General features: G+C 73.0%; 20 protein-coding genes and 1 tRNA gene. 10 read left to right on the forward strand and 11 right to left on the reverse strand.

Annotation, left to right across the window (positions count from 1 at the left end; all coding sequences use genetic code 11):
• From ABD191_RS25385 to ABD191_RS25410, 6 genes are all read left to right on the forward strand, one after another.
• The coding region (locus ABD191_RS25385; RefSeq protein WP_425560858.1) for a DUF6197 family protein at positions 1-235 on the forward strand (235 nt) is incomplete at its 5' end.
• Positions 232-915: a hypothetical protein gene (locus ABD191_RS25390; RefSeq protein WP_344087226.1), complete on the forward strand. Its 684-nt coding sequence runs from the start codon at positions 232-234 to the stop codon at positions 913-915. The genes ABD191_RS25385 and ABD191_RS25390, both read left to right, overlap by 4 nt.
• The gene (locus ABD191_RS25395) at positions 912-1,886 is read left to right on the forward strand and encodes a DUF2637 domain-containing protein (RefSeq protein ID WP_344087229.1); all 975 of its coding nucleotides are present in this window, start codon (positions 912-914) and stop codon (positions 1,884-1,886) included. Before ABD191_RS25390 ends, ABD191_RS25395 begins: the two co-directional genes overlap by 4 nt.
• The gene (locus tag ABD191_RS25400; protein ID WP_425560859.1) at positions 1,883-3,418 is read left to right on the forward strand and encodes a replication initiator; all 1,536 of its coding nucleotides are present in this window, start codon (positions 1,883-1,885) and stop codon (positions 3,416-3,418) included. The genes ABD191_RS25395 and ABD191_RS25400 overlap by 4 nt, the downstream gene beginning before the upstream one ends.
• Positions 3,419-3,470: 52 nt before the next feature.
• Positions 3,471-3,794, forward strand: coding sequence for a helix-turn-helix domain-containing protein (locus ABD191_RS25405; protein WP_344087232.1), 324 nt, complete (start codon positions 3,471-3,473; stop codon positions 3,792-3,794).
• Between the two features lie 29 nt (positions 3,795-3,823).
• Positions 3,824-5,347 carry a LacI family DNA-binding transcriptional regulator gene (locus ABD191_RS25410; protein ID WP_344087235.1) on the forward strand — a complete coding sequence of 508 codons (1,524 nt, stop codon included), beginning with the start codon at positions 3,824-3,826 and terminating at the stop codon, positions 5,345-5,347.
• A 103-nt stretch (positions 5,348-5,450) separates the two neighbouring features.
• Here the strand turns inward: ABD191_RS25410 and ABD191_RS25415 are convergent.
• Together ABD191_RS25415 and ABD191_RS25420 are read right to left on the reverse strand one after the other, a co-directional pair.
• A tRNA-Val gene (locus ABD191_RS25415) sits at positions 5,451-5,522 on the reverse strand.
• Positions 5,523-5,592: 70 nt separating this feature from the next.
• Positions 5,593-5,943 (reverse strand): PGPGW domain-containing protein, encoded by a 351-nt coding sequence (locus ABD191_RS25420; protein ID WP_344087238.1) that lies wholly within the window; start codon positions 5,941-5,943, stop codon positions 5,593-5,595.
• A 357-nt stretch (positions 5,944-6,300) separates the two neighbouring features.
• On the opposite strand from ABD191_RS25420, the gene ABD191_RS25425 reads away from it, so the two are divergent.
• The 3 genes from ABD191_RS25425 (at position 6,301) to ABD191_RS25435 (ending at position 10,828) form a co-directional block, all read left to right on the forward strand.
• Entirely contained in the window at positions 6,301-6,732 is a 432-nt protein-coding gene (locus ABD191_RS25425) for an SsgA family sporulation/cell division regulator (RefSeq protein WP_344087241.1), read from the forward strand.
• Between the two features lie 157 nt (positions 6,733-6,889).
• On the forward strand, positions 6,890-9,445 hold the full coding sequence (locus ABD191_RS25430; protein ID WP_344087244.1) for an ABC transporter permease: 2,556 nt from the start codon (positions 6,890-6,892) through the stop codon (positions 9,443-9,445).
• 39 nt (positions 9,446-9,484) lie between these two features.
• Positions 9,485-10,828 carry a transaminase gene (locus tag ABD191_RS25435; RefSeq protein WP_344087247.1) on the forward strand — a complete coding sequence of 448 codons (1,344 nt, stop codon included), beginning with the start codon at positions 9,485-9,487 and terminating at the stop codon, positions 10,826-10,828.
• Positions 10,829-10,836: 8 nt separating this feature from the next.
• Here ABD191_RS25435 and ABD191_RS25440 read toward each other — a convergent pair whose 3' ends face one another.
• A complete protein-coding gene (locus ABD191_RS25440) occupies positions 10,837-11,856 on the reverse strand; it encodes an Acg family FMN-binding oxidoreductase (protein WP_344087250.1) in 1,020 nt (339 codons plus the stop codon).
• A 185-nt stretch (positions 11,857-12,041) separates the two neighbouring features.
• Here ABD191_RS25440 and ABD191_RS25445 point away from each other — a divergent pair, with 185 nt between their 5' ends.
• Entirely contained in the window at positions 12,042-12,986 is a 945-nt protein-coding gene (locus tag ABD191_RS25445; RefSeq protein WP_344087253.1) for a universal stress protein, read from the forward strand.
• A gap of 27 nt (positions 12,987-13,013) precedes the next feature.
• Here the strand turns inward: ABD191_RS25445 and ABD191_RS25450 are convergent, their stop codons facing one another.
• The 8 genes from ABD191_RS25450 to ABD191_RS25485 all read right to left on the reverse strand — a co-directional run bounded on the left by ABD191_RS25450 (position 13,014) and on the right by ABD191_RS25485 (position 23,144).
• Complete coding sequence (locus ABD191_RS25450) at positions 13,014-14,171, reverse strand: GH12 family glycosyl hydrolase domain-containing protein (protein WP_344087256.1); 1,158 nt, start codon at positions 14,169-14,171, stop codon at positions 13,014-13,016.
• Positions 14,172-14,428: 257 nt separating this feature from the next.
• Positions 14,429-15,034 (reverse strand): hypothetical protein, encoded by a 606-nt coding sequence (locus ABD191_RS25455; protein ID WP_344087259.1) that lies wholly within the window; start codon positions 15,032-15,034, stop codon positions 14,429-14,431.
• Positions 15,035-15,088: 54 nt separating this feature from the next.
• Positions 15,089-16,903, reverse strand: a complete 1,815-nt coding sequence (locus ABD191_RS25460; protein WP_344087262.1) for a DUF4012 domain-containing protein — start codon at positions 16,901-16,903, stop codon at positions 15,089-15,091.
• Positions 16,900-18,690 (reverse strand): ABC transporter ATP-binding protein, encoded by a 1,791-nt coding sequence (locus ABD191_RS25465; RefSeq protein ID WP_344087265.1) that lies wholly within the window; start codon positions 18,688-18,690, stop codon positions 16,900-16,902. Before ABD191_RS25465 ends, ABD191_RS25460 begins: the two co-directional genes overlap by 4 nt.
• Entirely contained in the window at positions 18,687-19,820 is a 1,134-nt protein-coding gene (gene wecB / locus ABD191_RS25470; protein ID WP_344087268.1) for a non-hydrolyzing UDP-N-acetylglucosamine 2-epimerase, read from the reverse strand. The genes ABD191_RS25465 and wecB overlap by 4 nt, the downstream gene beginning before the upstream one ends.
• Positions 19,808-21,025: a glycosyltransferase family 4 protein gene (locus ABD191_RS25475; RefSeq protein WP_344087271.1), complete on the reverse strand. Its 1,218-nt coding sequence runs from the start codon at positions 21,023-21,025 to the stop codon at positions 19,808-19,810. The genes wecB and ABD191_RS25475 overlap by 13 nt, the downstream gene beginning before the upstream one ends.
• Positions 21,022-22,122 carry a polysaccharide biosynthesis C-terminal domain-containing protein gene (locus tag ABD191_RS25480; RefSeq protein ID WP_344087274.1) on the reverse strand — a complete coding sequence of 367 codons (1,101 nt, stop codon included), beginning with the start codon at positions 22,120-22,122 and terminating at the stop codon, positions 21,022-21,024. Before ABD191_RS25480 ends, ABD191_RS25475 begins: the two co-directional genes overlap by 4 nt.
• Positions 22,119-23,144: an SDR family NAD(P)-dependent oxidoreductase gene (locus tag ABD191_RS25485; RefSeq protein ID WP_344087277.1), complete on the reverse strand. Its 1,026-nt coding sequence runs from the start codon at positions 23,142-23,144 to the stop codon at positions 22,119-22,121. The genes ABD191_RS25480 and ABD191_RS25485 overlap by 4 nt, the downstream gene beginning before the upstream one ends.
• Positions 23,145-23,155 lie beyond the last annotated feature (11 nt).

The raw sequence follows: 23,155 nt of genomic DNA on the forward strand, positions 1-23,155 counted from the left end.
CCGCATGTCCTCCCTGGACGTGACGGTCGAGTTCACCGAGACGGTGCGCTACTTCTCCGGCTTCCTGTTCACGCACGACGACCTGTCCCCGGCTGTCATCGAGGACGGCATGTGCGAGGACGAGGCGATCGTGGCCGCCTGGAACGACGACCCCGACCGGCAGGCCTCCGATGTCATCGTCGCTCTGCGCGGCGCGGCGCAGGAGTGGGAGCGCATCAAGGGCGGTGCCGCATGAGCGACACCACCGGCAAGAACACCGGCAAGCCCGGCTTGACGCGCAAGAAGCGCAGCACGCGGGCTGTGGAGAACGAAGCGTTCGACGGGTTCGCCCGCCGGATCATCGCCGCCTACGGGCGTCGGGTCGCCGCCGGCGACATCGAAGCCCTGCGGTCGCTGACCAGCCTGTCGGCTGAGATCGACGCGACGGTGCGGTTGGCCGTTGCCGGCCTGCGTGCCAAGCCTCACACGTACTCGTGGGGTGAGATCGCCGCCCGGCTCGGCGTGACCCGCCAGGCGGTGCAGATGCGCTACGGCGACACGGCCGAGCGTGGCCGCCTCGACCAACGGCTCATCGACGCCGGCATCGGCGTATCGGTGGCCACGTTGGCGGCGGTCTTCGCCGACCACCACCCCGGCCTACCAGCTTCGCTGGTGTGCCCCGGATGCGGCTACCGCTACCCGGACGGGATGGACGACTGCCCGACCAACCAGGTGGTGCGTCCGCTGCTGCTGCGCCGACGCAACGAAAGCAAACCCGCGATCGCGGCGCTGACCCGTATTCAGCTCGATGACCTGCTCGACACCAAACGCACCCGCAAGCCCGGTGCGCTCAAGCAGGCGTCCCGACCGGCGACGAGTGCTGACCGTCCACAAAACCTGCTCGACCTCATCGACGGGAAGGACTCCACGCCATGACCAACACCAACCCCACGCGTGGGCGTGGCTGGGCCAAGACCGGTGCCGCCCTCGGTGCGCTGGTCTCGGTCGCGGCCAACGTCGCTCACTCGTTCATCCCGCCCGCCGGTCACGTCGGCCCGTGGGCTCCCGAGCCGGGCGCGGTCGTCATCTCGATCGTGTGGCCGGTGTTCCTGTTCATCGCTATCGAAATCCTCGTTCGGACCCCGTGGCCGCGCCAGTTCGGGTGGACCGCAACCCGGTGGGTCGGGCTGCTCCCGGTCGCCCTGGTGGCCGCGTTCGTGTCCTACCGGCACCTGTCCGGACTACTCGCCCACTACGGCGAGGAACCGATCGTGACCGTACTCGGCCCGCTGGCCGTCGACGGCCTCATGATCATGGCTACGGCCGCGATCCTCGCGACCAGCCACCGCACCACCAACGCCCAAGACCCTGTAACCGCAACCGTTTCCGCCGCTCCGCAGCCAACGACGTCTGTGGATTCGACCCCGGCACCGACTACCGTGCCGGCCCCCGTCGTGGAGCCGACCCCGGTCGTGGTGCCGCAACCGCAACCGGTTCCGACGCCGGCCGAGCTGGCGACCCGGATCACCGCACCCCGCCCGGCTTCCGGCCCCCGGCCGGCGCCCGCGCCCGACCAGGCTGCCCGCAACCAGCGCACCCGGCAGACCTCGACCACGACGACGCCCGCAACGTTGGCACCCTCCGCCACCGACTTCTCTGTCACCGGCCCGGACGCTGCCCAACCCGCACTGCCGATCGTCTCGGCCGAGGACATCGCCCGAGCGCGCCGCATCGCGGATCAGTACCAGGTTGAGCACGGCACGCCGATCACGACCGGCCGCCTCGCCGTACGGATGCAGGTGGGCACCGAGTACGCCGCCCAGCTCCTGGCCGCCGTCGCCAACGCTGACCCGACCTCTTCGACCCGCCCGGTCAACGGCACTCGCATCGAGGCGAGCACCCGGTGACTGTCTCGACGCTGACCGTCGTACCCGAAGCCAACGCTTCGGGTACGGCCCCGGCCGCCGAGCCAGGCCCCCTCGGACTGTCCCTACTCGCCCGCTCGTCAGACCTGCGCCGCCAGGCCATCGCCCGAGCGATCCGCGACGACTTCCCCGACTGGCTTCACCACGTCCGCAACGCCGCCTCCTGCACCCGCCCGATCCGGCTGCTCGGCACCACCATGACCATCGAGGCCACCACCGGGCGGCTGCTCTCATCCGTCGACACCACCACCATGCCCGACGGTGTCATCTACAAGCCGTGCGGCAACCGGCGCGAAACCGTGTGCCCGTCCTGCTCACAGGTCTACAAACGCGACGCCTACCAGGTCGTACGCTCCGGCCTCGTCGGCGGCAACGGCGTACCCGAACACGTCGCCGCACACCCGGCGGTGTTCCCGACGTTCACCGCACCGTCGTTCGGTGAGGTCCACACCCGCTACATCGCCCGGCACACCTGCGGTGACCGGCGCCGCTGCGACTGCCGGCCCGACCCGTGCCACGCCCGCCGCGACAACCCCCGCTGCCCCCACGGGCGCCCCCTGGCGTGCTTCGCCCGCCACGACGAATCCGACCGCGTGTTGGGCACCCCGTTGTGCCTGGACTGCTACGACCATGACGCCCAGGTCGTGTGGAACGTCCAGGCCGGTGAACTGTGGCGACGAACCACCATCGCCATGACCCGCTACCTACGCCGCCTCGCCCGCGCCCGGGGCATCGACCCCACGCGCGTCCGCCTGTCGTTCGGCAAGGCCGCCGAGATGCAACGCCGGGCCGTCATCCACTTCCACGCCATCGCCCGACTCGACGGCGCCGACCCCGCACAGCCCGGCGTCATCCTGCCCCCACCACCCGGCATCGACGCCCAGGACCTGGCCGACGCCGTCGACCACGCCGCCGCAACCGTGCACTTCCGCACCGACGCGCACCCCGCCAACCCGGCCGGCTGGCCGATCGGCTGGGGTGACCAGGTACGCACCCGCATCATCACCGTCGCCGCCTCCGGCGAGGTCACAGACGGGATGGTCGCCGCCTACCTCGCGAAGTACGCCACGAAGGCCACCGAGGTCACCGGCCACACGACGGGGCGGATCAGCGACGACACGATCGGGCTGCACGCCGACCCGGACGGCACCCACACCGAACGACTCATCGAAGCGTGCTGGATCCTCGGCCGCCCGGCCGAGTGGCGGCGGCTACGCCGATGGGCGCACATGTTCGGCTTCGGCGGCCACTTCTTCACCAAGTCCCGCACCTACTCGGTGACCTTCACCATCCTGCGCCAACGCCGCATCGTCTTCCGCCGCACCGAATCCACTGCTGCGAGCCGCGCCGACGCCACCACCGAACAGGCCACGACCCTCGTCGTGAACTTCCTGCAGTTCGTCGGCGCCGGCTGGCACACCACCGCAGACGCCATGCTCGCCAACACCTCCGCCGCCCTCGCCCGCGAGCACCAGGACGCCGCCCGACAGCTCTACGCGGCCCTGACCAACTAGCGAGAACACCGTCAAGCACACCTTGACACCAGACGGGGAGACGAACACCACCATGACCGATCCGACACCGGCACCCCCGGCGTACTACCGGGCCGCAGACGTGGCCCAGATGCTGCGCTGCTCCCAGTGGTGGATCAAAGAACAAGCACGCAACCGCCGCATCCCCTACACCTGGATCGGCGGAAGCTACCTGTTCACCCCCGAACACGTCACCGAAATCGTGCGCCGCTTCGAAGTGCAACCCGTCGAGCCGGCGGCCACGATCCCCTCGCCGCGTCGCCGTACCTATGACACCGGAGAAACGGCGCCGGTGGTGCAGCTTCGCGCCCGCATCCCCCGCCGCGCCCGAGTCAACGGTGACACGAACGCGGCCTGAACCCCGTATCACGAAAGGACATCAACACAATGGGCTACGCCGAAAAGCGCAACGGCTACTGGCGCGGACGGTACAAAATCGGCCCCGGCAAGTACGGCACTGTCAAGGACGACCACGGCAACACCATCCGCTTCCGCAGTCGCCGCGACGCTGAGAAGGCCGCCGATGACGCGGAAGCTAAGGTCCGCGCCGAGAAGTACCGTGACCCGGCGGCCGGTCGAATCACGTTCGGGGCGTTCGTCGGCCGGTGGTTCGCGACGCTGGACCTCGCTGCGTCGTCGATGCAGAACTACCGCCATCACATCGAGGAACACCTACTGCCGACCTTCGAACCCATCGCGATCGCCGATATCACCGATCTCGACGTGGCGGCGTGGGAGAAGGCGGAACGGGCCGCTGGCTACGCCGAGTCGAGCATCAGGACCTGGCGCTCAACGCTGCACCTCGTGCTTGCCGACGCGGTGGAAGCGGGGCTTCGCGAGTCCAACCCGGCGGCCCGCCGCCGAGGTCGGGGCAAGCGTGCCGGCCGCTCGCACAAGCGCAGCCCGGAGAAGGCTGTCACAACGGCGCTCGGCGTCCTGCTCATCGCCGAGCGGGCCGCGCTGCTGTCGGGTCGCGATGACGAGTTCGTCGCGATCACGCTGATGGGCTTCACGGGGATGCGCTGGGGTGAGGTCGTCGGGCTCGAACCGGCGTACGTCCGTCCGGCCGGCGTCCGGGTCGAGTGGCAGCTCTATGAGCTGGACTCCGGTGAGCTGCTGCGCTGCCCACCCAAGGATGACTCCCGTCGCACGATCGTGGCGCCGGCCTGGTTGACCGCGATGGTGTCGGAGCACATCGCGCGCACGTCGCCGCGTGCGTGCTCGTGTCACGGGCTCGCCTACGTCTTCCGGGGCTACGGTGCGGCACGTGGCGCGACTGGCACCGGGGCGAAGCTTGCCGACGTGGCCCGGCGGGCGGGCGTGTCGACCGGCACGGTGTCGACCTGCCTCAACTGGCCGGACTCGGTAGCGGACGACACCCGGGCGAGGATCGACCGCGCGATCGCTGATCTCGGGTACGTGCGCGGCGCGGCCTCCGGGCCGCCGGCCGCGCACTGGCGTCGCAACAACTTCGCCGGTCGCTTGTTCCAGCCGGCCGTGACCGGGCGGTACCCGACCCGGGGCCGGCGCGTGGACACGGTGGTGCCGATCCTCGGTAGCCCATGGCCGGGTGTGCCCGTGCGGGGACGCGGGGCAGCCGTCCGGGCCGACTCCTGCTGGACGCCGGTCGCACTGGGTCTCACGCCGCACGGGTTGCGGCACACGTACAAGACGCTGATGGAGGAGCTGGGCACGTCGCACAAGTTCATGGACGAGCAGATGGGTCATGAGGACGGCTCGGTGCAGGCCCGGTACTCGCACGTCACGGCGGCGATGCGCGACCAGCTCGTCACTGGCCTCACTCGCGTGTGGCGCGAGGCGCTGGACGCACGGATGCAGTTCGCGGCCCGCTCCCCCGTGGCGACGCTCGACCGCCTGCTCGCCGCTCGCCGGACGGAGCTGAGCCAGTGACGACAAAGATCGTCTCCCAGGATTCTCCCGAGACCGGGTCCGGGCACGAAAAAGGACCGGTCTCCATCGATGGAGCACCGGCCCTGACCTGGGATTACACGAGTGGGCGATACTGGGATCGAACCAGTGACCTCTTCGGTGTGAACGAAGCGCTCTCCCGCTGAGCTAATCGCCCGGGACGCCAAGACTGTACCTGACCGCCCCGCACCGGCGCGACTCGGTACCTGCCGGCGAGCCGTACTCCCCTATTGCCGCAGGACGTCCCAGAGGTGGGTGATGCCGTCGCGGCCGAGGCCGACCCATAGGGAGGCAGCGACCACGGCCGCTACGAAGATCGTGGTGGCGAGGCCGACGAGGGTCTTGACCCACCAACGCTGGCGGCCGATCCAGTGCCACCAGCGGTGCAGTTGCGCGCGGGTGAAGGTGAGCAGGCGGCGGGCCCAGTGGAATTCGATGGCCCAGACGCCGAGGCCGGCGAGGACGATGAGCCAGCCGGGGCCGGGCAGGGGGACGAGGGCCAGGCCGCCGGCCACGATGACACCGCCCGCGATCGCGATGACGATCTTCTTCGTGATGCGGTGCACTTTGTCGATCACGGATTGGTCCTCCGGGAAGGGCTCGGGATCAACGACCGAGACCGCACTCGGAGACGTGTCGTCACGGGTCGTGTTCCCGTCAGCATCGTTTCGCATCGTCCGTCACTCCTGCCACCGCATCGACGTTAGCGGAGTGAGACGACACAGGACCGCCCGGCATCAACGGTCGGCCCCCGACGGCCTCTCTAAACCGGACAGTCAGTCCAATATAGGCACAGACCAGCATGATCTTTCGAATCTTCTTCCCACTACTAGGTGAGATCGGCTGATGACGGAGCGTGTTGAGGGGTATCACCTGAGTATGGGAATTGCGTGGGACGCAAGCCGCCACGCAGCGGTGCCGGGGGGAGTACGTCCATGAGTGCTATTCGTCCAACGACCGTCGAGGTCGAGACATCGCTACGGCTTGTCGCACCTGACGCCACAGCGATGCCGGTTCGGGCCAGCCTACGCTACGACCCGGCCGACCCCTACGCGGTGCACGTGCTGTTCCACGCCGAGTCCTCCAGTGGCGAGACCGTCAGCTGGTCCTTCGCGCGGGAGCTGCTCGTCACCGGGCTCGACGAGCCGGCCGGCATCGGCGACGTGCGCGTGTGGCCGTGGGCCACCCCACGCGGCGACTATGTCGCGCTCGCTCTCTCGTCCCCCGACGGCAACGCCCTCTTCGAGGTTCCCCGCAGCGTGCTCGTGCGCTTCCTGAGGCGCACCTACGTGGTAGTCCCCCGGGGCCACGAGACCGAGCACCTCGACATCGACGCCGCCCTGGTCCGCCTGCTCGCGGGCCGGTGACGGTCAGCCCGCCCAGGACGGCGGGCACATCACACACACAGAGATCCACCCAGACCCGCTGCCCGTCACCGCCCTTGACTGCGGAGGCGGGTAGCGGCCTGTCGGCAGGCGGACAGTGCGCGCCCGCCGGGCGGGGACGCGGGCATGCTGGCGGGTGATGATCCGCGTCGCACTGGCCGGGCTGCGCCACCACAAGCTTCGGACCCTCCTCACCAGCGTGGCCATCGCGCTCGGCGTGAGCTTCCTCGCGGGCACCTTGATCTACCGCGACACGGCCGAGGCCGCCTTCTTCGTCGACCTCGCCCGCCCGGCCGCGAACGTGGACGTGGCGGTCGAGCCGCGCGGGGGCGCCGGGTACGGGTTCGAGCGCCGGGTGGACGAGTCCGTCCCCGACGTGGTGCGGGCCGTGCCGGGGGTGGCCGCCGTGGACGCCCGCCGCACGGGCGAGCTGGGCGTGCTGGACCGCAACGGCCGGGTGATCACGAGCGAGGGTTACGTCGGCATGGCGGTCTCCCTGCCGAGCGTGCCGGAGCTGGCGATGTTCCGCCTGGTGTCCGGGACCCTGCCGGACGCGCGCGGGGAGGCGGCGCTCGACGAGCCGACCGTGCGGCGCCTCGGCATCCAGCCGGGCGAGTCGTTCACGGTCATCGACCGTGCCGGCAAACGCCGACAGTTGCGGCTGAGCGCCGTCGTCGACTACGGCGCGAGCATCCCGTTCGCCTGGTTCACGGTGGTCGCCGTCGGCGACGCGGACCTGACCGCGCTGGTCAAACCCCGTGGGTACGCGGAGGTCGTGGCGACCGCCGAGCCGGGGGTGAGCGCCGAGGAGCTGACCCGGCGGGTGCGCGACGCGGTCGGCTCCGGGGAGTACCGGGTCCTCGCGGGCGACGACCTGCGCTGGCAGCTCGCCCGGGCCAGCGCCAAGTACGCCGAAGGGCTGCTGAACACGCTGCTCGCCGCGGCGCTGGTGGCGCTGGTCGTGTCGTGCCTGGTCGTCCGGAACACGTTCACGATCCTGGTCGCGCAGCGCACCCGGCAGCTGGCGCTGCTGCGCTGCGTCGGGGCGTCCCGGACGCAGGTCTTCGGGCTCGTGGTGGCCGAGTCGACCGTGGTGGGCCTGGTCGCGTCGGCGGCCGGGCTGGCGGCCAGTGCCGGGGTTGGCCGTCTGTTGATCCTCGGCCGGGACCTGTTCGGCGACGCCGTACCCGATCATTCCCTGGTCGTGCGGCCGGTGACGGTCGCGGCGGGGCTGGTCGTGGGGGTCCTCACCGCGATCGCGGCGGGCGTGCTGCCGGCGCTGGCCGCGAGCCGGATCTCCCCACTGGCCGCGCTGCGCGACGGTCCGGAGCCGCGGGCGGCGACGCGGCGCCGGCTGGTGGTGGCCGCGCGGAGCGTCGGCGCGGTCGGGTTGGGCGTCCTCGGCCTCGCCGTCATGGCGGTCGGTCGGCGGCCGGGCATGGGGTTCAGCGGCACGCCGATCATCCTGGCGGGCGCCATGGCGTGCTTCGTCGGCATCGTCGTGGCGCTGCCGCTGGTGATCGGCCGGTTGACCGCCCTGGTCGGCTGGCTACCGGCCCGGCTGTTCGGCATCACCGCGCGCCTGGCCGGCTCGTCGGCCGCCCGCAATCCCGGCCGGGCCGCCGCCAACACCACCGCCCTCATGATCGGCATCGCGTTGCTGACGATGTTCACGGTCGTCCTGGACACGGCCCGGGTGCAGGGCGAACGGGAACTCGACGAGAACTTCCCCATCGACTTCGTCGTCGATCCCATCCCGTACTCGGGAAGTAGGCAGTTGCCCGGGAAGATGGTCGCCGACCTGTCGGCGCGACCGGAGATCGGCCTGGTCGCGCTGACGCGCACGGCGCCGGCCTGGGCGAACGGGTACCAGACGACCGTGTCGGCGATCGACCCGGGCGACGCGTCGATCGCCGGCTCGATCGAGGTGATGGCGGGCAGCCTCGCCGACCTCGGCCCGGGCACGGTGGCGATCCGGCGGGGCCTCGCGTACGAGGTGGGGCTCGGAGTGGGCGACGACGTGGACCTGAGCAGTTGGGACGCGCCCGGGCCGGCCCGGCGGATCGTGGCGCTGTATGACGACTCGCCCACCCGGGGCGATGCGCTCGTCACGTGGGCCGACCTCAACAGGCAGTTCGGCAAGGTGGCGGGCGACGAGGTGCTCGTCCGGAAGGCGACCTCGACGTCGGTGGACGCGGCGCACGCGGCCCTCGACGCGGTCCTCGACACCTATCCCCTGGTCAGTGTGGAGTCGCGGGCCGAGCGCAAGGCCGCGCTCGACAAGGAGCTCGACAAGCGGCTGTCGCAGTTCGCGGGCCTGCTCAGCATCTCCACGATCATCGCGGTGCTGGGCATCATGAGCACACTGGCGCTGTCCATTCTGGAACGTACGCGCGAGTCGGCGACGCTGCGGGCGCTGGGCCTGGGCGCGGGGCAGCTGCGGCGCGTGTTCCTGCTCGAGGCGCTGTTCATGGGTCTGGTCGCGGCGCTGCTGGGCGTCGGCTTCGGCGTCGGCGCCGGTTGGGTGACCGCGGCGAGCCTCATCGGCACGTACGGGCACGGCAGCCCGGAGGTGCCCGTCCTGCAGCTGGTCGGCTACGTGGCGTTGGCGACCGGCGCGGCCATGGCGGCGGGCTTCCTGCCGGCGCGGCGGGCGACCCGCACGGCCATCACGGCCGCGATGGCGGACACCTGACCCATGGCGTGACCAGCCCATTGTCGGCATGATGTTGCGATGATCGACCGCGCCCGCCTCGCCGGACTGGTCGCCGCCGAGCGGCGGCTGTTCGACGAACGCAACCCCCGCTCCCGGTCCGCGTACGCGGCCGCTGACCACCTCTTCGGCCGCGTCCCCATGACATGGATGAACAAGACCACCCCGCTGTACCTGGCGGCCGCGCGCGGCGCGCACGTCACCGACCTCGACGGTCACGACCTTGTCGACCTGTGCCTGGGCGACACGGGCGCCATGGCGGGGCACTCCCCCGCCCCGGTCGTGGACGCCGTGGCGCGGCGGCTCGGCGAGCTGGGCGGGGCGACCGCGATGATGCCGACCGAGGACGCCGCCTGGGTGGGGGCGGAGCTGGCGCGGCGGTTCGGCGTGCCGTACTGGAGCTTCTCCCTCACGGCGACGGACGCGAACCGGTGGGCGATCCGCCTGGTTCGCGCGCTCACCGGCCGTTCGAAGATCCTCTTCCACTCGTACTGCTACCACGGCAGTGTCGACGAGTCCCTGATCGTGCTCGACGCGGCCGGCCGGCCCGCGTCTCGGGAGGGCAACGTGGGCGCGCCGACGGACGTGCTGGCCACCAGCCGGGTGGTCGAGATCAACGACCTTGACGGGTTGGCCCGCGAACTCGCGCACGGCGACGTGGCGGCCGTCCTCATCGAGCCCGCGCTGACCAATATCGGCATCGTGCTGCCCGAACCGGGCTACCTGGCGGGGGTCCGCGAGCTGACCGCCGCGACCGGCACGCTGCTCATCCACGACGAGACGCACACGTTCTCGGCCGGGCCGGGCGGGGTGACCGGCCGGGACGGGCTGCGCCCCGACGTCGTGACGATCGGCAAGGCGATCGCGGGCGGCATCCCCTGCGGCGCGTACGGGCTGTCGGCCGAGCTGGCCGACCGGGCGCTGGGCCGCGCCGACCTCGACCTCGTCGACATGGGTGGCGTCGGCGGCACCCTGGCCGGCAACCCGCTGTCGATGGCGGCCGCCCGCGCGACCCTCGGCGAGGTGCTCACGGACGACGCGTTCGCCCGCATGATCGCCCTGACCGACCGGCTCACGGCGGCGCTGCGCGCCACCGTGGCGGGGGCCGGGCTGCCGTGGTCGGTGGTCCAGCTGGGCGCCCGGGTCGAGGTCCGCTTCACCGCCCCCGCCCCGCGTACGGGCACCGCGTCGCACCTGGCCGCGGACGCCGAGCTGGACGACTTCCTGCACCTGTTCGCCGCGAACCGGGGCGTGCTGCTGACCCCGTTCCACAACATGGCCCTGACCTGCCCCGCGACGACCTCGTCCGATGTGGACGCGTACGCGGATGTCTTCGCCGCGGCGGTCGCGGCCCTGACGGGCTGAGCCCCGCGTCAGGGCTCGTCGAAGGTGATCGTCTGCTCGGCGGGCAGGCGGGGGGTGTGCGGCGGGCCGGCGTGGTCGGGGTCGGGGATGCCCAGGCGCAGGGCGAGGTACGGGTACCCGATGCCGGCGAGCAGGCGGCGCAGCTCGGCGCGGGTCACGTCGATCTCCACGGCGGCGCTCATCGGGACGACCGACACGCCCAGTTCGGTGGCGGTCAGCCAGGCTGCCGACAGGGCCTCGCCGGCGCGCAGCCAGTCGTCGGGCCCGTCCTCCCGGCCGTACAGGATGGCGTAGCTGGCCGCGAGGTCGTGGCCGGCGTCGATGGGCAGGGTGCCGGGCTGGCCGAAGTCGCGGCCGGGCACCGTGGTCTGCGGGGCGGTTTCGGGGACCACGTCGGCGGGCACTCCGGTGCCGGCGGGCCGACCGGCGGCGCCCACGTCGGGGATTCCGGCGCCGAGCGCCGCGCCGGCCCAGATCGCCAGCTCCGCGCGCCAGTCGTCGTCGAGGCCCTCGGCGGCCTGGGCGCGGCTGGCCACGGAGGCGAGCTCGACGACCTGGTCGGGGCGCAGGTAGTGGCAGTTCACGCCGTACTCGGCGGCGGTCTTGGCGATGGCGTCCAGTGCGGCGGCCTCGACCGGGGTGTCCGTGACCGGACGGCGGTCGGTGTGGCGCAGCTGGATGGTCTGGGCGTGGCGCACGGCCTCGGCGGTGACGGGTTGGGGCCCGGTGAGGGTGATGCGGGCCAGGTGGTCTGGGTTGCCGTCCGGGAACCGGTCGACCGTGGCGGCCCAGCCCTCGGCGGCGAGCGCGACGAGCGCGTGGTGCAGGGCCGTGCCGCAGCTGATGGTGAGCAGCCGGCCGTCCGGGTCGGTGACGCCGAGCTGGCGGTCGCGCTCGGCGTGGAGGTCGAGGGTGCCGGGGCGGACGTGCCAGCGCCACGGCTGGGTGTTGTGGATCGACGGGGCGTGGCCGGCCGTGGCGGCGGCGTGGACCAGGGCCGCCGCGCCGTCGTCGTGGTTGTCGGTCATCGGATGTGCGCTCCCCTCTGTCGGTTCCAGTCTCGACGAATGTCGGCTCGGGAACAGGGGCGTTGGACCCGTGTGTCGCGTCCAGCGGCCCGCACCACGCGCCAAGCCGCGCTAATACTGATGAAGAACATTAAACTCACCTTATTCGGGCGGATGACACCCCGACGAAGGACAGGTGAGCGGGCGTGGCGGTCGAGTCCGGTGCGGCCTCCGGGGCCGGCCCCGTCATCGTGGGCGTGGACGGGTCGCCGGTCGCCCTCGACGCGGTCGAGGAGGCGGCCCGCCAGGCGATGCGGCGGCGCCGGCCGCTGCGGGTCGTCCACGCGTACGTATGGCCGCTGCTGGGCAGCGCGCTGGACCCGCTGCCGACGGGCGGCATACCGGCGGGCGGGATCGGCGCCGCGGGCAGCGCGACCACCACCGAGGGCGGGCTGCGCGACGAGGCGGAGCAGTTCGTGGCCGAGGCGCTCGCGCGCGCCCGGGCGACAGAGCCCGGGGTGCGGGTCAGCGGCCAGGTCATCACCGGCCCGCCGGCCGCGGTGCTGGTCGAGATCGCGCGGGGCGCCTGCCTGGTCGTGCTCGGCGACCGCGGGCTGGGCGGCTTCACGGGCCTGCTCGTCGGCTCGATCGCGGTGCGGCTGGCGGCGCACGCCCCGTGCCCGGTACTGGTCGTGCGCGGCGCGGCCCACCCGGACGGGCCGGTCGTCGTGGGGGTGGACGGCGCGGGTCACGCCGACCTGGCGCTCGGTGCCGCGTTCGAGGAGGCGACGCTGCGGGGCGTACCCCTGAGGGCGGTGTCGGCGTGGCGGCGGCCCACGGCCCGCCGGGGCGGTCCGTCCGCCGAGGCCGAAGGCGAGGCGGGCGGGGAGCTCGCGCAGGCGCTCGCCCCGTGGCGGGAGCGGTACCCGGACGTGGCCGTCGAGACCTCGGTCGTGCACGGGCGGGCGTCCGTGGCGCTCGTCGACGAGTCGGAACAGGCGCAGCTCGTGGTCGTGGGGGCGCGCGGGCGGGGCGGGTTCCGGGGGCTGTTGCTCGGCTCGGTCAGCCAGGCGGTCCTGCACCACGCGGCGTGCCCGGTGCTGGTCGTGCGATGCGCGCGGGGCGCGACGGGGACGGCCGGCCCGGACTGAACCCGGGCCGGCCGTCGTCGGGTCACGTCACGGGCTGGAGCAGCTCACCGTCGGGGTGGCCGAACCGTTGCCGTTGGCGACGAAACCGAACGTCGTCGACGCGCCGCCGCCGAGCGTTCCGTTGTACGGCGCGTTGCGCACGGTCACGTTGCCGCTCGTGCCGGTGTTGACGCCGTTCCAGATGCTGGAGATCGTCTGACCGCTCTGCAGGCCGAGGCCGACGGCCCAGCCGTTGAGCGTGCCGGAGCCGTTGTTGCTGACCGTGACCTCCGCCTGGAAGCCGCCGCTCCACGAGTTGATCGTGCGGTAGCTCGCCGAGCAGGTGCCGGACTGGCCGCCGCCGGTGGTGACGGGCGCCCGGGTGGTGACGGGGGCGCGGGTGGTGACGGGGGCGCGGGTCGTGACGGCCGCCGACGTCGGCGGGGTGCCGGCGTTGACGGAGGCCGAGAACGAGTTGACCGACAGGCCGACGCCGCCGATCCACGGCTCGAAGCCGGCCTGGATGCTGGTCAGGTACCAGGTGTTGTTGCCGTAGTGCGAGCCGCGCGTGAAGGTGTCGCGCACGAAGTCCAGCACGCTGAAGCTGATGCTGGAGATGCCCGAGGAAACGTACGACACGACGTTGTTGGAACCGTTGCTGCCGGTCCACACGGCCCAGTTGCGGCCGGCGATGTTGACCGTGCCGGTCTGCGAACCGATCGGCTGGATGTTGCCCTGGTGGTTCAGCCACACCATGATCTCGGTGTCCTGCACCCCGCTGGTGTTGCTGTCGGCGTTGAGCCAGATGTCGTACGCCGCGTCCCAGGTGCCGCCGCCCGGGTAGCTCAGGCTGATGCTGGTGTTGGAGCTACCGATCTCGTTGATGCGCCGGGGGGTGAATCCCGGGCTGCAGTTGTTGTAGTGGCAGCCGAGGAAGATCGAGGGGTACGACACCGGGGCGCCGGACAGGTTGCCCGTACCGTCCTGCTGGATGATCGAGAAACCGTTGCTGGTCACGTTGATGCACTGCGTGGCGCTGGTGCCCCACCGGTTGTTCTGGACCTTGTAGTTGCCCACGGTCGTGCTGCCGTACTGCTCGCAGATCACCGTGTCGGCGAAGGCCGAGGACGTGGCGAAGACCGCCGCGGCCGTGCCGGCGGTCGCCAGGATCGCGACCGCGGCGATGGTCCGGATCCGGTACTTCATAGTGCTCCTTAGGTGGACGAGTGAGCCTTTGGTCGATTGACAACGACGTATGGCTCCCGCGTCGCGAACACTATGTCGCCGGTCACACGCACGACAGTTTCGACGGCCGTTCGACCAACTTTGCCCCGCTCACCAGCGCCTTCGAGGCGGTACCGGCTGAAAGCAAGCTGTGCGTTTCCACGTCCGGCGAATTCCTGGGTGCGCGCGCACGCGTCACCGGACCCGCGAGCGCGGGTCCGGTGACAGGATGGCGTGGCTCAGTCGCCGGCAGTGGCGCGGCGTCGGCGGCGCATCGAGAGCCAGACCAGGAAGACTCCGGCCAGCAACGTCACGCCGCCCAGGAGCGCCTGGCGGACCAGTAGGCCACCATCGGAGCCGGTGACGGGCAGTCCGCCGCCTCCGCCGCCAGCCCCGGCACCGGGGCCGCCGGGGCCGCCGGGGCCGCCGGTCTCGACGACGGTGCCCTCCGGCAGGACCAGCACGGTCGTGCTCGTGGTCCGGTCGGACGTCTCACCCGTGGCGCTGATCAGCGCTGTGCCGGCCTGATCGACCGGGACGTCAGTCGTGAAGGCGCCGCTCGCGTCCGCGGTGACCACCTCGACTTCGCTGGCGTCCGGTCCCACGCGGGCGGCAGATCCCGACACCGCGCCCCGCGTGAACATTAGCCCGATACGGACGTCTTCGGAGGGCAGGTAGCCGACGCCCTGGAGGACGACGCTGGTGCCGGCCGTGATCGTGGCGCTGTCGACGCTGAGTTCCGGCCCGATGACCGGGTACGGCTGCGCGGCGGCGGCCGTCGTTGGCCCGAGGGCGACCGCGAGGGTCGCGAGAGAAGTTGCCACTGTGGCTCGCAAGCTACGCATAGCACCATGATATGCCTGGTCAGAGCACATTTGGTAAAAACAGTCGCTAATTTCTTAATCGGATTTTTGGGGCGGACAGGGCGTGGCCCCGGCCGTCGACACCGCCCATGGGGTGATGCCCGGCGTGGTCACCAGCCGCACCGGGCCGGACCAGCCCCCGGCCGGCGCCGTCATGACGCGCACGTCCAGCGTGCGCGCCCGGCCGGGGGCGAGGTCGACCATGAAGGAGGCCACCGCGCGGCCGTGCTCGCGTCCGCTGCCGAGCGCGACCTGCGCGCCACCCTCCCGGGCGTCGACCACCGACCCGCCCACCGGGCTGAAGACATTCACCTGGGTACGCACGGTGTACGGGTCGCCCGCGAGCCCCAGGCCCAGCACCGCCCGCGGCAGGCCCGACCGCGGCGCGGTCGACCGCAGCCGCAGCCGCAGCCGCAGGGTCGCCCGCCCGTCCGCCCAGCACGTCACCGTCTGCAGCGTGGCCGCCTGGGTCAGGTAGAAGCCCAGCTTCGCGCCGCTGCCGTCGTTGAGGAACACCCCGACCGTGGGCCGCGCCCGGTCGTCGGTCGGCAGCCGTCCGGCGAGCACCGTGCCGGCCAGCAGGTCCCGCTCCTCGGCCCGGGCGCTCCACACCAGGATCCGCCGCTCCCCGGCCGCCTTCGCCAGGGCCGCGATCGCCGGCCCCGGATTCAGCGCCCCCCGCAGCAACGCGCCGAACATCGCCCGGGTCGCCCCGGCGAAGTACCGGTCCTGCGCCGCCGCGCCACGGAAACGCGCGTACACCTCCGACAACAGCATCCGGACGGCGTTGGCGCGGGTCAGCGCGGGCCCGCCCGGCACGGCCACCGGGCCGGTCGCGGCCAGCAGGTAGGACAGCGCCACCGGGTCGGTGGCGACCACGCCGTCGACCGTCTCGCCGGTGCGCACCCGGTACATCTCGCGGAACAGTCGGGCGGCCGTCGGGAAGTCCGGGCTCACGTTCACATCGGCGGGAAAGATCGCCGGCCGGTCGGTGTAGAGCTGGCGGGCGGCCTCGCTGAGCCGCGACACGGGCGAGCTGAAGACGCCCAGGTCGCGACCCGCCGTGCCGGTGCGCACCAACGACACGGCGCCCCGGTCGGTGCGCACCACGGCGAACGCGCTCGGGATGCCGCCGGTCGCGCGCACCTCGGCCAGGTTCTGGAACAGCACCAGGAACGTGCGCGGCCCGCCGGCGCCCAGCATCGCGGGCAGCAGGCGCGCCGCCCGTACGCCCGTGGCCGTCATCGCGGCGGCCTGGTCGAGACCGGCCCGCAGGTCGGCCAGCCCGTCCCGGACCTGGTCCGTGAGCCCCGCCGTGGGCACGGCGGCGACCTGGTCGCGGGCCTGGCGCACGGCCGCGTCGGCCACCCGGATGGCCGGCTCGGCGTGGCTGAGCCGGCTCAGGTCGACCCCCGTGCCGCGCGGGGCCAGCGACGCGGGATCCAGGGTGGCCGCCACGTCGGCGAGTTCCGGCAGGCCCCGGCGCGACAGCTCGTCGAGCACGCGGGCGATCGTGGCGAGCGCCGCCAGGTCGGCCCCCACCCGGGGCAGATGGGTCCCGGCCCGCCACGGCCGCGCGCCCGTGCGGGCCCGGGCGGCCGCCGTCTCGGCGCGCAGCCGCGCCACGGCCTGCCGCCCGCCGTCGCGGTCGCCCGCATCTAGCCGCTCGCGCAGGTCGACGAGCAGGCGGGCGCTCTCCTGCAGGTGGCGGCGGACCGCGAGCGCGTCGACCGCCAGCCACCCGACGCCGGCGACCCCGACGGCGAGCGCGAACGCGAGACATCCGGCGAGGACGAGCCGCCACCACCGCCGCGCCCCGGTGGTCCGCCGCGCGTGCTTCGAACCGTTCACGCGGTCGCCTCGGCCTGTACGGGCACGACGACCGCGTCGAACCCGCCGACCGCCGCGACCCGACCGTGGTCGAGCCGGATCAGGGTGTCGCATCGCTCCACCGTGGACAGTCGGTGCGCGATGATGACGAAGGTCAACTGCCCGTGCAGCCGCTCCAGCGTGGCCACGATCTGCGCCTCGGTCGCCGCGTCCAGCGCCGCGGTGGCCTCGTCGAGCACGAGGACGCGCGGCTGGTGGTAGAGGGCCCGCGCGATGCCGACGCGCTGGCGCTGCCCGTGCGACATCCGTACGCCGCGCTCCCCCATGCGGGTGTCGAGCCCCTCGGGCAGGGCGAGCACGGTGTCCAGCAGCTGCGCCTGGTCGAGGGCGTGCCGCACGCGATCGTCGTCGATCTCGTCACCGGCCAGGCCGAGGGCCACGTTGTGGCGTACGGTGTCGTCGACGATGACGGTCTCCTGCGGCACGTAGCCGATCTGGGCCTGCCAGCCCGCGAGGTTGGCGTCGGTGACGCGTACGCCGTCGACGTACAGGCCGCCGGCGTCCGGGCGCAGCAGGCCGATGAGGACGTCGACGAGCGTGGTCTTGCCGCAGCCCGAGCGGCCGACGATGCCGACCGATTCGCCGAACCCCACCCGCAGGCTGACCGCGCGCAGGGCGTCCGTGGGCCGGCTCGGGTAGCGGAAGGTCACGTCGCGCAGCTCGATCGCCTGGCCGAACGCGGGCAGCGGCTCACCCGGCGTGGTCGGCGTGGCCGGCCCGCCGGCGGGCCCGGCCGCCGCGACGGCGGCCGTGAGCGTGTCGACGCTGCCCGCTCCGACGCGCACGGTGTTCCACCCGTACGCGAAGCGCTGCACGGACGGCAGCAGCCGCATGCAACCGGCCAGCAGGATGCCGATCGAGGCGAGGCCGGAGGCGTAGCCGTCCATCATCGCGGTGGCGGTCACGGCCGCGGCGAGCAGCAGGACGGCGGACTCCAGGTAGTACCGCAGGGTGTTGCCCATGAACAGCACGCTGCGGATGGTGTCGGCGGCCCCGGCGCGGGCGTCCGCGAACCGGCCGGCCACGCGGTCGCGGCGGCCCAGGACGGTGAGCACCTTCACCGCGCCGAGGCCCTCCTGGATGATGCGCTGGATGCTCGCCGCGTGCCGCTCGTCGTCGACGCCCGCGCGGCGCGCCGCGCGGCGCACGAGCCACAGGTACAGGCCCATCGACACGCTCAGCACGGTGATCGCGGCCAGGGCGGGCAGCGGTTCCATGACCAGCAGCGCCAGGCCCAGGCCGGCGATCAGCGACGCCTCGGTGACCATCGTGACGCCCGGCTGCAGCACCCGGGTCGTGACCGAGCGGACGGAGTTGTTGAGGGTGCGCGCCAGGTCGGCGGAGTGGTGCTGCAGGTGGAACCGGAAGTCGGCGTCCATGAACGAGCGGAACAGGCGCGTGGCCAGTCGCGCCTCCGCCCGGGCGACCACGCCGGCCTGCCACCAGCACAGCGCCGTGGCCGCGAGCCCGCGCAGCAGCAGCAGCCCGATGGCCACGCCGCCGACGACAGCGACGAAGCGGCCCGGCGAGGCCGGGCCCACGACCGACCGGGCCGCGACCACGAGCGCGCTGTCCTGGTCACCGGCGAGCAGGCCGGGCGCCACGAGCACCTGCACGGTCACGGCGAGGGCGGCGAACCCGGCCAGCTCCAGCAGCATCACCGCGAGCGACAGCGGCACGGTCAGCGCGAGGCCCGCCCGGGAGCGGCGGTCCAGCAGCGCCACCGCGCGGCGCAGCGTCCCGATCATCGGGCGGCCCCCGCGTGCCGGATGCCGGCCCACTCGTGGTGGCGGCGCACGGTCGACAGGATGAAGTCGACCACCCGCCGCGACGTGTCCGGCACCCGGTAGTCGGCCGGGCAGGGTACGCCGTCGGCGGCCACCTGGGCCACCACGACCTCGACGGCCTCCACGACGCCGGCCGGGTCGAGGCCGGTCATGATGATGCCGCCGGCGTCCAGCGCCTCCGGCCGTTCGATGGACTCGCGCAGCGTCACCGCGGGGAAGCCCAGGATGGCCGCCTCCTCGCTGACCGTGCCGCTGTCGGACAGGACGCAGCGGGCGCGGGTCTGCAGGCGCACGTAGTCGAGGAAGCCGAACGGCTCGTGGAACACCACGCCGTCGAGCTGGATGCCCGCGCCGGCCTCGAGTCGCTTGCGGGTGCGCGGGTGGGTCGACACGAGCAGCGGCAGGCCCCAGCGGTCGCGGACGGCACGCAGGCAGTCGAGCAGGCGGCGAAGCCGATCGGGATGATCGACGTTCTCCTCCCGGTGGGCGCTCACCACGAAGTACCCACCGGCATCCAGCCCGAGCCGGTCCAGGACGGTGGACGCCTCGATGCCGGCGCGGTAGTGGTCGAGGACCTCGCGCATCGGCGATCCGGTGTGCAGGATGCGGCGCGGGTGCAGGCCCTCGGCGAGCAGGTTGCGCCGGGCGTGCTCGGTGTAGACGAGGTTGAAGTCCGACACGTGGTCGACGAGCCGGCGGTTGGTCTCCTCCGGCACGTTGAGGTCGAAGCACCGGTTGCCGGCCTCCATGTGGTACACCGGTACGCCCATGCGCCGGGCCATCAGCGCCGCGACGCAGCTGTTGGTGTCGCCGAGCACGAGCACGGCGTCGGGCCGCGACTCGCGGATCGCGTCCTCCACGCCCACGAGCACCCCGCCGAGCACCCGGCCCAGCGACGACGTGTCGACCCGCAACAGCCGGTCGGGCGCGCGCAGGGCCAGCTCCGTGAAGAACACGTCCGACAGCGCCGGGTCCCAGTTCTGTCCGGTGTGGACGAGCACGTGGTCGACCGTGGCGTCGAGGCGGGCCAGCACCCGCGACAGCCGGATGATCTCCGGGCGGGTGCCCACGACCGTCATCACGCGGGGCACGCGGCCGCCTTGGTCAGCATGTCCTCGATCTGGTCGGCGCCGACCCGCAGCGACATGCGCTCGGCGTAGAGGGTGCGGGCGCGGGCGCCCATGGCGGCCCGGGCCTGCGGCGTCATGCACGCGACCACCGCGAACCGGTCCGCCAGGGCCGCCCAGTCCTCGGGCGGGCAGGTCAGGCCCGCGCCGGCCGAGGCGACCAGCGTGGCGCAGTCGCCCGCCGCCGAGACGATGACGGGCGACCCGCAGGCGAGGGCGGCCTGCAGCTTCGACGGGACAGTGCCGCGCAGGGCCGGCAGGTCGCGCAGGATGACCAGCTGGAAGTCCGCCGCGGCGTACAGGGCGGCCATCTCGGTGGCGGCGCGGCGGCCGAGGAAGCGCACGTTCGTCGCGCCGAGCGCGTCGGCCAGGGCGCGGGCCGGCGCCTCGTCCGTGCCCGAGCCGACGAGGACGAGGTCCACGCCGGGCGTCGCGGCCGCCGCCCGCACGGCCGTCTCCACGCGCTGGAACGGGCCGATGTTGCCGGCGAACAGGATCAGGCACCGGCCCCGGTGGCCCAGCTCGGCGCGGGCCGCGTCCGTGGCGGGCACCGGCCGGAACAGGCTCTCGTCGGTCCAGTTGAGCACGACCCGCACCTTGGCGGGGTCGGCGCCGCGCTCGACCACCAGGTCGGCCATCGCCGGCGCGATGACCGCGACCTGGGCGGCGGCGCGGTAGATCGAGCGCATCCCGGCGCCCAGCGCGCGGTGCAGCGCGGCGCCCGCCCGGCCGTCCGGCGTCATCGCCGAGGCGGTCACCGACTCGGGCCACATGTCCTGCACGTGCAGCACGGTGGGGACGCCCAGCCGGCGCGCGGCCGCGTACGCGGTGGCGGGCGGGTGGTAGACGTAGAGCGCGTCGACGCCGCGCAGGAACCGGGGCGCCGCGAGTGCGCTCGTGGCCGCGAAGGACAGGTAGGCGGCGGCCCGGCCGGCCGCCGAGCGCCCGTGGCTGGCGTAGGCGGGAACCCGGCGCACGCTCACCCCGCCGGCGGTCGCCGTGTGCCGCCACCGCTGCCGGTACCCGGGGTAGACGCGCCCGGCCGGGTAGTTCGGGTACCCGGTGAGCACGCGCACCTCGTGCCCCCGCGCGGCCAGCTCGTCGGCCAGGCCGCCCGGGATGAAGGCCGGCTCCGGCGGGTACCACTGCGAGACGATCCCGATCCTCACGCGCCCACCGGCTCCGGGTACGTGTCCGGCTGCTCCGGGTCGTACACCTCGTTGGCCCAGAACGCGGTCAGCAGCTCCGCGCGGCCGGTGTTGGTGATGCGGTGCGCCCACATGGTCGGCATGTCCACCACGACGGGCCGCTCCCCGCTCACCGCGAAGCGGACGACACCGGTCCCGCCCACCCGGCGCAGCGCGATCTCGGCCGTGCCGCGCAGCACGGCGAACCGTTCGACCTTGGCGAGGTGGAAGTGGTCGCCGCGCGTCACGCCCGGCCGGCTCGTGGAGCAGAACGCCTGCCCGGCCCCGCCGCGCGCGCGCACCAGCTCGACCAGCTCGCCACGCGCGTCCGTGTGGCGCACGAGCGGGAGCGGGTACCTGCCCGGGAAGCAGTGCGACCGGTACGTGTTGAACAGCCGCACGTCGTGGCGGTCGTGCAGCGGCGGGATCTCGCCGGTACCGTACGTGGCCGCCATGGCGGCGAGCTTGTCGGCCAGCGCGGCGACCCCGATGCGCAGCGCGGGCAGGCGCGCGTCCCAGGCGCCGCCCGGGGGCGCGTCGACCAGCAGCGCGGCGGCGTCGCCGACGTGCACGAGGTCCAGTTCGCGGTCCTGCTCGACCCGGGGCCGCGCGTCGCTGGCCAGCTGGTAGCAGAACGTGGCGACGACCGAGTTGTAGAAGGGGCGGCCGTGCTCGCCGTACAGGTTGGGCAGGCGCACGTCCACCAGCTCCGCGTCGGCGCACGCCTCGGCCAGCACCTCGGCGGCCGCGGCCTTCGCGTCGCCGTACGGGGTCCCGTTGCCCGCGTGCACGGAGTTGGCGTAGACGACCGTCTTCGGCGGCGCCGCGCACCGGCGCAGCCCGCGCGCCACCGCCCGGGCCAGCGCGACGTTGTCGTGCGTGATGCGGCCGTCGCCGGAACGGTTCACACCGGCCAGGTGCAGCAGCCGGTCGGTGCCGTCGACGCGGGCCGCCACGGCCGCCGGGTCGGCCAGCTCGGCGCGCGGCACGGCGACCGGTTCGGGCCAGCCCAGCGCCCGGGCCAGCACGCGCACGTGCCAGCCCAGGAAGCCGCCGGCCCCGGTGACCGCCAGCCTCACGACGCCAGCGCCATCTCGTGGGCGGACAGCTCCGCGCGCACCTGCGGCAGCGCGCGCAGCATCTCCACGATCTCGGGTACCCGCAGCCGGCGCGCGTTCGCGGAGGTGAAGTCGGACCCGGGGTGCCCGGCGGGGTCGCCGTCGCAGACGTAGAGCGCGTAGTTGAGGTCGCGGCAGTCGACCGGCACCCGCAGGTACTCCCCGAAGTCCTCCGCGCGGGCCAGCTCCTCGCGGCTGGCGAGGGTCTCGTGCAGCTTCTCGCCGTGGCGTACGCCCAGAATTTCGATCTTGTCCGGGGCGCCGAACAGCTGGCAGAGCGCCGCGGCCAGGTCGCCGACGGTGCTGGCCGCCGCCTTGCGGATGAACACGTCGCCCGGGCGGGCGTGCGCGAAGGCGTGCTCCACCAGCGCGACGGACTCGCCCAGCGACATGAGGAACCGGGTCATGGCCGGGTCGGTGACGGTCGGCGACTGGCCCGCACGGATCTGCTCGATGAACAGCGGGATCACCGAGCCGCGCGAGCACATGACGTTGCCGTAGCGCACGCACGACACGGTCGTGGGGCTGCCCGGGTTGTCGCGGGCGTGGGCCTGGGCGACCTTCTCCATGAGGGCCTTCGTCATGCCCATGGCGTTGACCGGGGCCACGGCCTTGTCGGTGCTGAGCATGACGACCGAGCGCACCCCGGCGGCCTCGGCCGAGTCGATGACGTTGACGCTGCCCAGCACGTTGGTGCGCACGGCCTCCATGGGGAAGAACTCGCACGAGGGCACCTGCTTGAGCGCGGCCGCGTGGAAGACGCGGTCGACGCCGCGCATCGCGCGGTCGACGCTGGCGCGGTCGCGGACGTCGCCGACGTGGTAGCGCACCCGGTCGTCGCCGATCTCGCGCCGCATCGCGTCCTGCTTGGCCTCGTCGCGGCTGAGGACGCGCACCTCGACGGCGCCCAGGTCGAGCAACCGGCTCACCATGGTCCGCCCGAACGACCCGGTCCCGCCGGTTATCAGCGCACAGAATCCCACCGAACCCCCTG

The sequence above is a fragment of the Luedemannella helvata genome, from assembly GCF_039528415.1.
Taxonomy (GTDB): domain Bacteria; phylum Actinomycetota; class Actinomycetes; order Mycobacteriales; family Micromonosporaceae; genus Luedemannella; species Luedemannella helvata.